At 49.6% G+C, this 14,823-nt stretch carries 13 protein-coding genes; 5 read left to right on the top strand and 8 right to left on the bottom strand.

Features of this window, described 5'->3' with window-relative positions:
• Nucleotides 1-162: 162 nt before the first annotated feature.
• The 7 genes from L6J37_RS14485 to L6J37_RS14455 form a co-directional block, all read right to left on the bottom strand.
• Nucleotides 163-1,149: a sugar-binding transcriptional regulator gene (locus tag L6J37_RS14485; protein WP_192017837.1), complete on the bottom strand. Its 987-nt coding sequence runs from the start codon at nucleotides 1,147-1,149 to the stop codon at nucleotides 163-165.
• Between the two features lie 242 nt (nucleotides 1,150-1,391).
• Complete coding sequence (gene tkt / locus L6J37_RS14480) at nucleotides 1,392-3,380, bottom strand: transketolase (protein ID WP_237795616.1); 1,989 nt, start codon at nucleotides 3,378-3,380, stop codon at nucleotides 1,392-1,394.
• Nucleotides 3,381-3,461: 81 nt separating this feature from the next.
• On the bottom strand, nucleotides 3,462-4,412 hold the full coding sequence (gene tal / locus L6J37_RS14475; protein ID WP_237795614.1) for a transaldolase: 951 nt from the start codon (nucleotides 4,410-4,412) through the stop codon (nucleotides 3,462-3,464).
• Nucleotides 4,413-4,776: 364 nt separating this feature from the next.
• Nucleotides 4,777-7,527 carry an ATP-binding protein gene (locus L6J37_RS14470; RefSeq protein ID WP_237795613.1) on the bottom strand — a complete coding sequence of 917 codons (2,751 nt, stop codon included), beginning with the start codon at nucleotides 7,525-7,527 and terminating at the stop codon, nucleotides 4,777-4,779.
• 150 nt (nucleotides 7,528-7,677) lie between these two features.
• Nucleotides 7,678-9,159 carry a lactate dehydrogenase gene (locus L6J37_RS14465; RefSeq protein WP_237795612.1) on the bottom strand — a complete coding sequence of 494 codons (1,482 nt, stop codon included), beginning with the start codon at nucleotides 9,157-9,159 and terminating at the stop codon, nucleotides 7,678-7,680.
• Nucleotides 9,160-9,452: 293 nt separating this feature from the next.
• A complete protein-coding gene (gene deoD / locus L6J37_RS14460; RefSeq protein WP_027254273.1) occupies nucleotides 9,453-10,163 on the bottom strand; it encodes a purine-nucleoside phosphorylase in 711 nt (236 codons plus the stop codon).
• A 34-nt stretch (nucleotides 10,164-10,197) separates the two neighbouring features.
• Nucleotides 10,198-10,368 carry a XapX domain-containing protein gene (locus L6J37_RS14455; protein WP_036760236.1) on the bottom strand — a complete coding sequence of 57 codons (171 nt, stop codon included), beginning with the start codon at nucleotides 10,366-10,368 and terminating at the stop codon, nucleotides 10,198-10,200.
• 576 nt (nucleotides 10,369-10,944) lie between these two features.
• Between L6J37_RS14455 and L6J37_RS14450 the strand changes: the two genes are divergently transcribed.
• From L6J37_RS14450 to L6J37_RS14440, 3 genes are all read left to right on the top strand, one after another.
• Nucleotides 10,945-11,460, top strand: coding sequence for an outer membrane beta-barrel protein (locus L6J37_RS14450; RefSeq protein ID WP_161456899.1), 516 nt, complete (start codon nucleotides 10,945-10,947; stop codon nucleotides 11,458-11,460).
• A 144-nt stretch (nucleotides 11,461-11,604) separates the two neighbouring features.
• Nucleotides 11,605-12,249, top strand: a complete 645-nt coding sequence (locus L6J37_RS14445; RefSeq protein ID WP_192016315.1) for a hypothetical protein — start codon at nucleotides 11,605-11,607, stop codon at nucleotides 12,247-12,249.
• Between the two features lie 135 nt (nucleotides 12,250-12,384).
• A complete protein-coding gene (locus tag L6J37_RS14440; RefSeq protein WP_218387299.1) occupies nucleotides 12,385-12,591 on the top strand; it encodes a DUF3283 family protein in 207 nt (68 codons plus the stop codon).
• A 12-nt stretch (nucleotides 12,592-12,603) separates the two neighbouring features.
• Here L6J37_RS14440 and L6J37_RS14435 read toward each other — a convergent pair whose 3' ends face one another.
• Nucleotides 12,604-13,533: a DMT family transporter gene (locus tag L6J37_RS14435; RefSeq protein WP_237795611.1), complete on the bottom strand. Its 930-nt coding sequence runs from the start codon at nucleotides 13,531-13,533 to the stop codon at nucleotides 12,604-12,606.
• Between the two features lie 180 nt (nucleotides 13,534-13,713).
• On the opposite strand from L6J37_RS14435, the gene L6J37_RS14430 reads away from it, so the two are divergent.
• Together L6J37_RS14430 and L6J37_RS14425 are read left to right on the top strand one after the other, a co-directional pair.
• The gene (locus L6J37_RS14430) at nucleotides 13,714-14,163 is read left to right on the top strand and encodes an Lrp/AsnC family transcriptional regulator (RefSeq protein WP_192016317.1); all 450 of its coding nucleotides are present in this window, start codon (nucleotides 13,714-13,716) and stop codon (nucleotides 14,161-14,163) included.
• Nucleotides 14,164-14,423: 260 nt separating this feature from the next.
• On the top strand, nucleotides 14,424-14,792 hold the full coding sequence (locus L6J37_RS14425) for a diacylglycerol kinase (protein WP_192016318.1): 369 nt from the start codon (nucleotides 14,424-14,426) through the stop codon (nucleotides 14,790-14,792).
• The last annotated feature ends 31 nt before the right edge of the window (nucleotides 14,793-14,823 follow it).

Below are 14,823 nucleotides of genomic sequence, written 5' to 3'. Positions count from 1 at the left end.
TGCGTGTCATTATAGAACGGAGGAGGTGTTAACAGCGCGTTTGCAGAAGCAGTGACCATCTCAGGAGTGAACAAAAAGAAGATTAGTGTAATTTTGTTCACCCGTTGAGAATATAAGCAGTGACTGGTTGAACCCGTATGTCGCTGTAGCTGCCATTTGTGCTTATGAGTCAGACATGTTCAGCAAGGCCATCGCACAACTTGCGCTGGTTGCCAGTACATCTATCACGCCAGTTCTTAACGCGCCCAGAATCGCCAGCGCCTTCCGGCTCTCACTGGCCATAGCAATCACATTCGGGATACGATGCAAATCTGACATTTCCAGTCCGACAACCCGGCCACGCATCAGTGTTCCCGCCTGTTGTCCATCCAGGCGGAAGAAGTCAAAGCCGCCGATATCGCCGACAATGCCGTCATTGAGTCTGGCTTCAACAAACTCTTTCGCCGTGAAACATCCCAGTTTTACCATATGGCTGTTTTCATCCATATCGCCAATACCGACTAAGGCAAACTCCGCTTTTCGGGCCTGATTGAGGGTTTCGCTGACATTGGGATGAGTGATAAACACCTGCTGGGTGACTTCACTGTCGACATAGGCTGGTGCGTATAAGGTTTCGCTGGTGCCGCCAAATTTTTTGGCCAGACGGCGGCAGATATGATCCGCATTAATGGTGTCGCCGCTGCGGTGTGTTCCGCCGATAGCGCAAACAAAACGCGCGTTGCGATGGGAAACAATACCGGGATGATCGGCGACAGCAGCAACATTTTGCCCCTGACCCACCGCGACAACGACATCATCTCTCAAATAACCGTCCAGATAGGCCGATACCAGGGTAGAGACTTGCATTCGTTGCTCTTGTGCACTGGGTTGATCCAGTGCAATCAAGGCTCGTTTCAGGTTAAACCTGTCCATCAAACGCTGTTCAAGCTGGGCGCTGTGGATCGGATGGAACTTAACGGTAATTTCCACTATCCCTTCTTCCCGCGCTTTTCTGAGCAGACGGCTGACTTTAGGGCGGCTGATACCGAATTTTTTCGAGATTTCTTCCTGCGTTGCACTTTGCTGGTAATACAAAATGGCAATTTCAGTCAACAGGTCTGTATCTTCCAGCTGATGGTCAAAAGAAGCGGTAGGCGGTGAAGTGGTCATAGCGGTGTTCCATACACAGATGTGGCGTCAGTGTAATGGATTCAAAAGCGCTTAACAAATGTTAGCCGTCATGCACTTTGTTCAGCGTTTTCATTGCCGCATTGATTTGCCGGCCTTCTTCTCACTGGGTTTGAGGAAAGAGAACAGGTGATGATCGGGGTGATAAAAAAGGCCTGACTTGAATGCCAGACCTTTGAATCATGGAACCACTGTCATGGTGGCGATGATTGTTTCGGTTCGGTTTACAGCAAGTCTTTCGCTGTGCTGACCACGTTTTCAGTGGTGAAGCCGAACAGCTTGAACAGCTCACCGGCCGGGGCCGATTCACCGAAGCTGGTCATGCCGATGATGCGGCCGTCAAAGCCCACGTACTTGTACCAGAAGTCGGCAATACCGGCTTCGATAGCGATACGGGCGGTCACATCCGATGGCAGTACAGACTCGCGGTAAGCGGCGTCTTGCTTGTCGAACGCATCGGTTGATGGCATAGACACCACGCGCACCTGCTTGCCTTCGGCACTCAGTTCAGCCGCTGCGTTCACCGCCAGCTCTACTTCAGAGCCGGTGGCAATCAAAATCAGCTCAGGCTTGCCGGCGCAGTCTTTCAGGATGTAACCACCCTTCGCGATATCCGCAACCTGCGCGTCGTTACGCTCCTGCTGAGCCAGATTCTGACGCGAGAAGATCAGCGCTGACGGCGCGTCTTTACGCTCGATGGCCAGTTTCCAGGCTACGGCAGATTCAACCTGGTCACACGGACGCCAGGTGCTCATGTTCGGGGTCAGGCGCAGCGAAGCGATTTGCTCCACCGGCTGGTGCGTCGGGCCGTCTTCACCCAGACCAATCGAGTCGTGGGTATAGACCTGAATGTTCTGCACGCCCATCAGCGCGGCCATGCGCATGGCGTTACGGGCATATTCCATGAACATCAGGAAGGTCGCGCCGTAAGGCACGAAGCCGCCGTGCAGGGCGATACCGTTGATGATGGCCGTCATGCCGAATTCACGCACACCGTAGTGGATGTAGTTACCGGATGCGTCATCTGCGGTCAGCGACTTGGAACCAGACCACATGGTCAGGTTGGAAGGTGCCAGATCTGCCGAGCCGCCCATGAATTCAGGCAGGATTTTGCCGAAGGCTTCCAGCGCGTTCTGAGAAGCTTTACGGGAAGCGATGTTGGCCGGGTTGGCCTGCAGATCGGCAATGATCTGGCTGGTTGCTTTTTCCCACTGTGCCGGCAGTTCACCGTTCACACGGCGTTTGAACTCCGCAGCCAGTTCCGGATGTGCAGCTTCATACGCGGCCAGTTTTTCATTCCATGCGGCTTCTTTGGCGGCGCCCGCTTCTTTGGCGTCCCACTCAGCGTAAACGTCGGCAGGGACTTCGAACGGACCGTGCTGCCAGCCCAGGAATTCACGGGCTGCTGCGATTTCATCGTGACCCAGCGGGGCACCGTGGCAGTCGTGAGAACCGGCTTTATTCGGCGAACCGAAACCAATGATGGTTTTGGTACAAATCAGGGTTGGGCGTGGGTCGGCTTTTGCCGCTTCGATAGCCGCGTTGATGGCGGCCGCATCGTGGCCGTCAACCGCAGGGATCACGTGCCAGCCGTACGCTTCAAAACGTTTTGGCGTATCGTCGGAGAACCAGCCTTCCACGTGACCGTCAATCGAGATGCCGTTGTCATCCCAGAAGGCGATCAGCTTGCCCAGACCCAGCGTACCGGCCAGCGAGCAGGCTTCGTGAGAAATGCCTTCCATCAGGCAGCCGTCGCCCAGGAATGCATAGGTGTAGTGGTCAACCACATCGTGGCCGTCACGGTTAAACTGTGCGGCCAGTGACTTCTCAGCAATCGCCATACCTACAGCATTGGTGATGCCCTGACCCAGTGGGCCTGTGGTGGTTTCGATGCCCGGCGCGTAGCCGTACTCCGGGTGACCCGGGGTTTTCGAGTGCAGCTGACGGAAGTTTTTCAGATCGTCAATTGCCAGCTCGTAGCCGCTCAGGTGCAGCAGGGAGTAAATCAGCATAGAGCCGTGGCCGTTGGACAGCACGAAGCGGTCACGGTCAGCCCAGTTCGGGTTTTGCGGGTTGTGATTGAGGTGGTCGCGCCACAGCACTTCCGCGATGTCCGCCATCCCCATCGGGGCGCCCGGGTGGCCGGAGTTGGCCTGTTGTACACCGTCCATACTCAGGGCACGGATAGCATTCGCTAATACTTTACGATCCATAATAAATTCTTCTTACTCAATACAGGTTGGTCATAAAACGAGTGAGAGCAGCTCAGTTGCTGCTCTCAAATAGAAACGGGATTACAGACGCGCTTCGATCATGGTTTCCAGCTTACCCTGGTCGATCGCGAAGTTACGGATACCTTCCGCCAGCTTCTCAATCGCCATAGGATCCTGGTTGTGATCCCACAGGAATTCCGCGTGGGTCATCGGTGCCGGACGCACTTCAGAAGCCACATCAGCAGAGAGCTTCTGTACCACTTCGCCTTGTGCTTCAGACAGCTCCTGCAGCAACTGCGGGCTGATGGTCAGGCGGTCACAGCCTGCCAGCTCCAGGATTTCGCCGGTGTTACGGAAGCTTGCGCCCATCACCACAGTGTTGTAGCCCAGGGCTTTGTAATAGTTGTAGATTGCCGTTACCGACAGCACGCCCGGATCTTCAGACGCTTCGAAGTCACGGCCTTCTTTGGCTTTGTACCAGTCCATGATGCGGCCGACGAAAGGCGAAATCAGGAACACACCGGCTTCGGCACAGGCGCGGGCCTGAGCAAAAGAGAACAGCAGAGTCAGGTTACAGTTGATGCCTTCTTTTTCCAGGATTTCAGCCGCGCGGATCCCTTCCCAGGTCGACGCCAGTTTGATCAGGATGCGGTCGTTGCTGATGCCGGCATCGTTATACATTTTGATCAGCTTGCGGGCTTTGGCCACGCTGGCGTCGGTGTCGTAAGACAGGCGGGCGTCCACTTCAGTGGAGATACGGCCCGGCACCACGTTGAGGATTTCTTTACCGATGTTCACCGCCAGCTTGTCGCCCGCGTCTTGGATTTGTTGTGCTTTATCGTTGCTTTGTGCTTTGGCATACGCAATGGCATCGTCGATGAGCGGCGCATACTGTTCAATTTCAGCAGCTTTCAGGATCAGGGAAGGGTTGGTGGTGGCATCTTGCGGTTGATACTTCTTAATCGCTTCGATGTCGCCGGTATCGGCAACAACAGTAGTAAGCGCGCGCAGCTGTTCCAGTTTGGTGCTCATATCTCTTGTCCTTTGCTGTGTTTATGCAAACGTTAAGTTTGGCCTGTTGACTGTTCTTTTGAAGCCATGTCCGGTGCTCTGAACATATGGATCGAAGCAAAATATTTGATGTCCCGATGATTAAATTTTTCTGTGTCGATGTCAATCGCGAAGCCCAATTCGAGCGGTTTTGTCAAACATTTTTTCGGTCACTTAGCCCAAGGATAAAGCGAGCATAGAAATGTACGCTGTAGTGGCTCAAGAAAACAGGTGTGGGCATATGTTTCCCTGTCGTTTTGTTGCTTGTTTGCCCGCTGCGCAGGTGTGGTGAGAATGTGGCGATCATTCAGGATGAGATTGTAAGACTTTGATCAATATAAAGACATTACTCGATATCGACAGTTTGCTGCTGGCGGCGAATTTCGTCACAAAGAGCAGATAAGGCTTGTGAAACCGCATCAAGCTCAGATTCTGATGGGATTTGCGCAGCTTTCAATTGCATTTCGATTATCTTGGCACTGTGGCTGACCTGCTTTGCACAAAGACTGGCGGAGGCCCCTTTCAGGGTATGACTGAGTAACATTGCCTGCTCCAAATCGTTTTCCTCGATGGCATTGCGGATCTTCTGGTCGTAGTCATGGTGATCATCTGCGAAAATGGTAAGAAAGTACGTAATCATTTCTTTATCTTGATCAAGCATTTCCAGCAGTTCTTCCATGTCAATTTGTGTGATCTGATTTAAATCGAATGCTGCATGACTTGACGGTAACTCAGCTTGGTTAAGAGATGATAAAGAGTCGTTCAGGATAGACTGATCCCGAAAATCGGGTTGTTTAAACGTGTGTTGGCGCAGATAGGCCATGTAGTCTATACGGTGGCGAAAGCGTTGGAGTGCATCCAGTAATTTTCGTTCGTCGAGAGGTTTGGTGATAACACAGTCGACCCCTGCATCCAGCATATTCTTCTGTGTTTCCTCAAACGCATCTGCGGTACAAGCGAAAATCGGGGCAATGCAGAAAGGTTCGGGCAGGGAACGAATTCGCCGGGTCGATTCCAGGCCGTCCATCACCGGCATGTGATTATCCATAAGGATCAAATCGTAGGGTTGGCGCTGCATCATTTCCAATGCTTCCAGTCCGTTTTCCGCAGTGTGGGTATGAAATCCCCATTGTTGAAGAAAACTTTCCATGATCAGGACGTTGAGGTGGTTATCTTCAACAACCAGTACGTGCAGACCGGCAAAGGCTTCTCTGTCGATCTCGATGTTTTCGATTAACTCTTCCTGAGGGATCCCCGTATCAAGGCAGAGGTTGACGGTAACAGATGTTCCAGCGCCAGGCTTACTGCTAAGCTCGACATTGCCGCCCATTAATTCTGCCAGCTGTTTGACAATACTCAACCCGAGCCCGGTGCCGCCATAGCGCCGGCTGGTAGAGACTTCGGCCTGAGCAAATGGATCAAAGATGTGGGCCGTTCGCTCTGGCTCTATGCCAATACCTGTATCTTCGGCCACAATCGTCAGTTGTTGTTGTTGCCCTCCGGTGAGCAGAGCCCGCCTCATACGCACTCTGACATGGCCTTTGTCTGTGAATTTAATGGCGTTGCTGATCAGGTTAAACAGAATCTGGCGAATACGGGATTTGTCGGCGTAGAACCAGGTTTCCTGATCAAAGCCACAATCAATATTGAAAGCCAGGCCTTTCTCTTTCGCCAACGAGTAATAGGTGCTTTCAATAGTGCCGACCAGATCGGTAAAGCAGAAATGAGTTTTATCCAGTTTCAGCTTGCCTTGCTCAATTTTAGAGAAATCCAGAATATCGTTCAGCAATGACATCATATGCTTACCTGAATCGAGCAGAGTGTTCAGGTGATGTTCTTGTTCTTCCGTTAATTTGGTTTTCAGCAACAGTTGCGACAACCCCAGCATCCCGTTCATGGGTGTGCGTATTTCATGGGACAAGTTAGCCAGAAAGGCAGACTTGGCTTTATCCGCCGATTTGGCTTTTTCCAGCGCCTGATTGAGCCGCTTGGTATCAGCTGAAATTTTATCAGCTCCCTGATTAAGCGCATCATTGAGTAACTGAAATTCATACGGACCCTCAAAGGAGGGATTGGGCTGATAATCCCCTAAACGGAACTGAGAGGCAAAGCGAGTCAGCTTTGCTATAGGCCCGGTAATGCGTTTGGTGAGGGCGATGGCAAGTAAGAGGATTAATACACTGATCATAGCCAGCGCAAGCAGGAAAAAATGGTGCAGCTCATCAATAGTACCGATGACGCTATCTTGTGAGGTCACAGTGATCAGCGACCAGACAGGCATGCCTTCAGCATCATTGATCTGCGATGGTACAACAGCTGCGATCATCGCTTTATCTTCATCATCGTTGTAATTGTTGATGCCGGATATGAACGGTGAGAAAGAGGACATTGCTCCTGATCCTGCAACTAAACTGGCTTTGTAGAATTGCCTGAAATGATGCAGAGACTGTTCAGTGGCATGACTGCTGAGTAGCAGCTTGCCATCAATATCGGTCAGATAAACATTGTCGGTTGGGGCGACTTCATTGCCCAGTTGTTTAAGCTGCTGTTTGATGTCATCCATTTTGTATTCGATCAGCAGGAATCCATCAGGCTGGTGTTCGATTTTTTTTGCCAGAAAGACAATGGCCTCACCATTTTTGATCTGGGGACGGGAGATGTAGGTATTATCCTTGGCCAGCGTTTTTTCGATATTCTCTAAAGCCGGGGTATCAATGTTATTAATGGTCAACCCTGCATCTGAGCTCGCATTAAGATAATAATGACCGCCTTTCTCACGCACCTGATGCATAGCCGAAAAAGAAGGGTCGGTTTGCCCGAAATTATGAAAAAACTGGCTAATTTGTTCAGGAGGACGGGAAAAAATAGGGGAGTGACTTAATAAATCCAGATTTTTCAGTCGCAGATTGTGTGTCTGATCCAGGCTCTGGGCCACGATATTATTGCGGGCATTAATGCCGGCTGCAATTCTGTCCAGCGCGACTTCATTGAGTTTTTCACTGCTGATCCAGCCATAGATGTAAGCAGGAAGAATACCGACCGCAAGCATGCTGACTAACAAAATGGGCTTGATTCGATTGGGGACTATCCTTATCACCACAATACCTCAGAGTTTTTATGTAACTTGTTAATAAAGATTACGTACTGAGATTATATGCCAAAGTGAGATGGGTGAGTGAAGCTGAGCTAACAAAAATGACCTTTTTGCGTGGTCTGTTTGCCGTTTCAACAGAAAAAGCGGGCTGAGTTAGTTAAGCAATTGTTCCAGCGTTAATGGCGAGGCCATGATTCCCAGCTGTTGAGCGGGTGTTAAGCCATTGCGATCTTGTCGGCACAGGTTATGCCAGGCCCGGTAAATATCCAGCAAAGGAAGTAACCCGCCCGGCCGGGCTTTTCTTCTGGGTTCATCAACCAACTGCGCAAATTGCTGATAAAATCGCTGCTGATACTCATCCACTTCGCGGTGAGTTGCAAGTTGCAGCCATCTGGCTTCATTGTTTTTTTCGCCGCCTAAATGGCAGATACCTTTGCCGACTTGATCAAACCGGGTAAATGCCCACCGGTCTCGCCACCATCCCAGTAACACGATGTCGATACGCCCTGCGGCATTGCCCTGCGGCCATTCCGTGTCTTCTTCTACGTAGACAGGTTCAATAGTGCCGGAGCGTATTCTGTTCAGAAACACAGACAGACAGGCTGAACGTAGCAGAGGCTCTTGCGGCATGAACAGCATAAGCTGAGTGTTATCACTCACTTGTTCATTAAGCTGTAGAAAATGCGCGTAAACCGCATACTGAGGCCTGATCAGATTACCTTTGGCCGGGAAATGTTCAATGTTCTGGTCACTGCTTGGATCTTCCAAATGCGGTCTTGATAGCACTTCTCGGTATTTTGCATCGACTTTCGCCAGTAAGCCCTGAGGGGCAGCCTGCGCTGCTGTAGGTGCGTTATTTTCCTGTCTGGCTAGGAAGCGGGCATTAGGGCTGTAAGGATCATGCAGCGTATCGGGTGTGCCTGTCTGTTCCGGGTGATAGTTAATGTGCTGGCTGAGTACATAGCCGGAATTTGCTTCGCAACTGGCAATCCAGTAAACACCATTAGCAGCATGTGGCTGAAGCGGGTTGAGTGTACAGGCCAATGCCAGTTGTGATTTGTGTTGTAACAAACGGGCATCAAACACCGAAAGTTGCCGACGGCAGCGGCTGGCAATGTGGTTCAGCTGGTCGTAGAACGTTTTCGGATTCATACCGAGTCGCCGGCAGATATCCCGGATGGGATGACCGGTAAACAGCAGGGCGAGCAGCTTTTGCTGAACCTGGTGTTTAGGATTAAAGCCAGACCATCTGTCGACAAACGTCGCCTGACAGCTTTTGCAGCGATAACGCTGACGATCACCACTGTAACCAAAGGCATGATACAGGTGGCGATGTGTCAGTACGGGCAACCCCAGATTGTCACAGTCCAGATTACTGCAGGCGGGTAAGCCGTTACTTTGCTGTAATTTCAGGTAACGCCATTCTGCGATGACATTCTGATTGCTGATAAGAGGAGGAAAAGCGCCGCATTCTTTGCAAATGAAGGCAGGACGGTTTGGATTGGTTCTCTGAATGATATAGTCGTCTGGATTACGGGAACCAAAATTCTGGCAATGCACAGTTTTGCAATGATTCAATTGCCAGTGCCCGCTGGCTGGCGGCAAGGTTGCAGAGTGTTTTTGATTTGTCATCATGCTTGCCACCCTCCTCGTGTACGGACTACAGCGAAAACCTGTACGGAAAAAGGTGCCGAGTCATTACTGCATACGATGACCCGACACCCATTAGTTGGCCCAAACTGCCAGGCATAGCATTGTCGCCCGGGTAAACCCGCTTCAAATTGTGTAAGACGCCACATTTTACCAATTTTTGAGCTGCGACAGGCAAATCCCCTGATTGAGCTGACTAATCCTTTACTAAGGCGGAGCATTGGTGCCGGCCTTAAATACGCAATCCGGCCTGTATATGACAGACCGGATCAGATGCATCAGATAGTGATCGCTGTTTCCAGCGCAACTTGCATCATAGAGTGGAATGATTTCTGACGATCTTCAGAACTCAGGTGCTCGCCACGGGTAATGTGGTCAGACACAGTCAGAATGGTCAGCGCTTTCGCACCCAGCTCTGCTGCAACACCGTAAATACCGGCGGCTTCCATGTCGACACCCAGAATATTCAGCTTGTTCATCTTGTCGAACAGGTCGGCTTCAGGGCTGTAGAACAAATCGGCAGAGAACACGTTGCCGACACGTACCGGCACGTTTTGCTCACGCGCCTGGTTTACCGCTGTTTCCAGCAGGTGGAAATCGGCAATGGCGGCAAAGTCATGGTTGTTAAAGCGGATGCGGTTTACTTTGGAGTCGGTGGATGCACCCATAGCAATCACGATATCCATCAGTTTGATGTCATCGCTCACTGTACCGCAGCTGCCGATACGGATGACGTTCTTAACACCGAAGTCTTTAATGAGTTCGTGAACATAGATAGAGCAGGACGGGATACCCATACCATGGCCCATCACAGACACTTTCTTGCCTTTATAGGTGCCTGTGTATCCAAACATGTTGCGTACATTGCAGACTTCTTTGGCATCTTCCAGATACGTTTCTGCGATCAGTTTCGCACGCAGCGGGTCACCTGGCATCAGTACTGTTTCTGCGAAATCACCAAATTCGGCATTGATATGCGGGGTAGCCATAGCGGACTCCTGACAAGTTATTCGTTTTAAAAAATTATGAGAAGAAACGTTCAACCACTGCTTGGTATGCCATACCACCCAGATAAACACCCACAATCCCCATAATGCCAGATAACACTGGCGGAGCGGGTAGTGGCAGTTTTACTGCACTGAAAAAGAGACCGACAACGACTCCTGCAATAGTTGCAAGCAGAATCTCGTTCATGTGTTTACCCTCTGTCTGTATGTCGTACTCAAGTGGTACGTCTTATCTGAAAAAACATCAGCACAGCAGTGGCAGAAACTCAATGAGAGCCAGTTAAGAACTGTTGCTGAATCAGGGGGCCAGTCTAGTGAAGTTACCAAGAGCAACTTTTGAAGTTAGTCACATTTTATTGATTGTTCAGCCATCGATCCAGAGTTATTTACCAAATCTGTTGAAAACAGGAGGTTAATCGTTTGCGTTTTATTGTGGTACTGACTTATTCAACATGATGAATAAAGCCGTATTTATTAGTCTAAATATAGATATAACAGCACCTTGAGTGAGTTTTTCTTACTTTTGAGGAGTAGGATAAGGTTGTTTAATTCATGAAACGGGTAAAAATGGATGTAATCGATATCATTGCTTTGCGTAATTATTTCAGGCGTGTGAGGCAGGAAAGAAATTCACAGGCAGAGATAACTATCTGCTTGTTTTTAAGATGTGTTTAGTTGGCGAAAATAAGGATATGGGCTATTGATTAATTGGGCACAGTCTGCAACGACAGTTTTCACTCTTTTGCTACGAAGGAACGTTAATATGAAGAAATTGATGCTATCAGCGGCGCTTGCATTGTTAAGTCTGCCAGCCAGCGCTGAAATTTTAGGTTTATCTGTCGGGGCCAATGCCGGTGCATCCCGCCTGGAGTATGACGGTAACTCTGATTATGGCTACGAATACGGGGTTAATGCGTCTTATCAGGTCACCAGTATTTTTAGTGTTAATGCCGGGTTAGCCATTGGCAGTGCAGAAGTGGATTCAAAGCTGTCATCGGCAAAAAATGATATTGATTATACCTCTGTGCCGCTGACTCTTCAGGCTGATATCCCACTGCTGGTGGGTAGCGTTTATGCCAGAGCCGGCACTAACTATTACGATGTTGATCGTAAATTGTCCGGTGTGACACACAAGGATGATGGCTGGGGATTTGCCGGCGGGGCCGGTTTCGTGTTGGGTATTATACCTTTGCTGGATTTGACACTCGGCTATGAATACCGGGATATGGGAGATGTTGACAGTAACGCTATCCTGTTGAGCGTAGGATTCGGATTGTAACCGTCATTGAGTGCTAAAAAAGCGCGAAAACAGTAGCGAGATCAACACCTGTTCAGCCCGCAACCCGTATGGTGTTCTGTTTATGGGGTTGTTTATCCGGGGAGCAGTCAGGATAAGCAACGCCCGATCGCGGTGGAGGCATTCATGACCAATTTTGAACGATATGAGAAAACCAGTCAGGCTGTTTTTCTGGCGCTGTCGGAATGTGGTCCGGTGCAGGATTACTGGCGAACTAATCAGGTCCGGCCGGATTGCCAGGCGTTCATTTTGCGCGGTCTGTCCCGCTTGTTACCGCTGCGACAGAATGTTTTCAGAGATGCCATTGCTCCCTGGCTTGAAAATGCACAGCAGGCGCTGCAGTCTCCAGGCATGCCAGTTTCCCAATTATTGAAGAATGTCACTTATCCTTTTCCGTGCCGAGTCGACATTCAGGGTAATTTTCTGCCCTGCTGGGTGTGGGGAGAGTCAAAACATCTATTGGTGATCAGTATCATTGAACCCAGAACCGGGCAGTTTGGTTCTCCGCGAAATGTACCTGCTGAACGTTTAGTTGACAGACACAGATGGTTTGATGCCCAGGTGATAGACGGAGAGCAGGATTGTATCAGCGCAGGGCAAACCCATTTTCATCAGTTCGTTCAGCCTGACATGAAAAGCGATGAGCCAAGCGTCATCGATGCGATACGTCACCCCAATAGGCGTACCCTGAATCCGATCCTCAGTGTGACTTTAATCGCGATGATCGTTGTTGTATTTACCTGGGTGGTGACATCTCACCTTGGTTTTTGATCTGAGACAGGCAGATTTTCAGCGCCTTGAGGCTATCGGGGTAGCGTAAGCAGGACTTCACTTTAACGCTGAATTCGTTACTATGTCGCCAGATCGACAGACCCAAGCGTTTACTCCGTAATTGTAAGGAAAACCATGCATAATCTTTCTTTGTTATCGGCTTCCGAGAAAAACCGTATTGAACTTGATAAGCAGGCGGCTTACGCCGTTTGGCAGTTAAAAAACGGCAAAGCCGGGCCTGAAGTGTTCTTTAATCAGGCGGAAAGCATTTCCGATGATGACGAACGTGCTTTCTATGAAAAAGCCGTTGAGAAATACAAAAACCAGATGGGCATGGCCTGACTGCGCCTCAATTTAACGCATGGCTTTTTTCACTATCTTATTTCTGTTGATGGGGATCGGCATGACTTCGCTGGCCGTGAGCGCGCCGATCACAATCAACGCCATAGCGATCATCGTTTGCCCGGTGAGGGGTTCGGAAAAGAGTGGAATAGCCATCAGTGCTGCTAACACCGGCGTAAAAGCCCCCAGTGCGGCACTCATTTCCGCCCCCAGCCGTGAAATGGCTAGGGTATAACACAGGCTGGAAACTATCCCTACGCCGACTCCCTGAACCAGAAAATGGTACATCACTTCCTGAGAATCCACCGACAGCAAATTAAACGTCATTGTCTGGCTGAGAAAGCCTGTCAGTAGCAGACCACACCCTGATATTGCAATCACAGCCGCCCCTTCTATTGCTGACAGGCCAGAGACGCGCATGGCTATAGTAAACCAGGCCCAGCTAAAACTCGCCAGTAACAAAATGGCATAGCCAATCAGCATGCCGGGCTGCCCGCCAGCCAGCGATTTGGCGACAAAGCACACCACCCCCAATGTGATAAACACTAAACCAGCCCGGCGCATAGGTGAGAGAGGTTCGCCAAAGCAGACGACGGCAATACCTGACACAAGAAGCGGCAAGATGCCCGGAATCAAAGAAGCACCATCCGCAACAGGAACATAATGTAAACCGTACCCGGCAAGAAGCAGGTAGGGTAGCCCGGCTCCCCAGCATATCAGCGCTAAGTATCGCTTTGGGGTCTGAAAAATGTGCCTGACTTTATGCCGGCACAACCAGCCAAACAGCAGGGCAGCAGGAACAAAGCGTATCAGGGCAATATCGGCAATCGTCAGATTTGACTGGCTGGAGGCCCGCAGTGAAATGAAAAAACCTGACCAGATCATTAAAGTGACCGTCATGGCTAACAGTCCGGTCAGCATAGCGGGCGTGTTCTTTTGCATCAGCGTAATCCTTGCGATTGAAGTGACTTCAGTATCCGCAAAAGCACGCGATAATAGTTGGCAAACTTAACTACCCATTTCTTCTATATTGGTTAATTTTTCCAATTTTATTTAAATTAGTGATTTATTTTACTAATTTGTTCTTAGTGATGAGTAACAAACAGACGGGATGCGGGCGTGATGGATAAAAAAGATAAGCAGATTCTGACTGAAATACAGCGCGATGCACGTCAAAGCACCGCTGAGATCGCCGATAAGGTTGGCCTGTCGGTGTCACCTTGTGCCAGACGGATAAAGAAGCTGGAATCAGATGGCATTATCGCGGGATACCAGGCCACCCTCAACAGACAGAAGCTGGGACTGATGATGACTTTTTTTGTCAATGTCAGCCTGAATAATCACAGAGATCAACCCATTGATGAGTTTGAACTGGTGATGTCCGGTATGCCTGAAGTGATCAGCGCACATGTTATATCCGGAGCACACGATTATCTGTTAGAAGTGGTCGCCAGAGATTTACCCCATTACGAAGCTTTCATTCGCAAACTGCAGACCCTGACCATGGTTAAAGATATCCATACCAACCTGGCTATCCGAACAGTCAAAACCGGTCAGCAACTACCGATCTAGCAGCGCTTTTCAGTCAACAATGTCAATCTTTAGTACGAATTTCTTAAGTTTTCCTTAAGAAACGCGAGTCATATTGTATCTTTAAACTTGATGTAAAGGTTTTTTCTGAATTGGTGATGACAAAAAAGTGCTTAACCTCACAGATTGAAATACTTGATCGCTTGTAAGCGGAAGCAACATCATAACTGGGTTTTTGCAGATTGTAGGCAGAGCAATATTTCACTATTTTCGGCCGTCTTAATGACTAAGCAAGGAACACTATGAAACCGGGTAACACTGGGTTGGTGCGCATCGTGAAAGCGGCGGGCTATTCGGTACAGGGACTGAAAGCCGCCTGGCAGCATGAAGCGGCTATCAGACAGGAAATTATTTTGCTTGTTGTCTTAACAACCATTTCATTTTTTCTGCCTGTCACTTTTATCGAGCACATTTTGCTCGTTGCCAGTTTATTTCTGGTTGTGATCGTTGAGCTGCTGAATTCAGCGATTGAGGCTGTGGTAGACCGAATTGGCAGTGAAATTCATGAGTTAAGTGGCCGCGCTAAAGACATAGGCTCTGCGGCGGTATTTATTTCTCTGCTGCTGGCCGGCGGCATCTGGCTGGCGATCATCCTCAAGCTGTTTTGGTAATCCTTTGGTGATACCAAATATTTGGATCTCT

Source organism: Photobacterium sp. WH77 (genome assembly GCF_022014395.1).
GTDB lineage: Bacteria > Pseudomonadota > Gammaproteobacteria > Enterobacterales > Vibrionaceae > Photobacterium > Photobacterium arenosum.
Note: the sequence above shows the minus strand (reverse complement) of the source record. Positions and strands in the feature narration are given on the sequence as shown.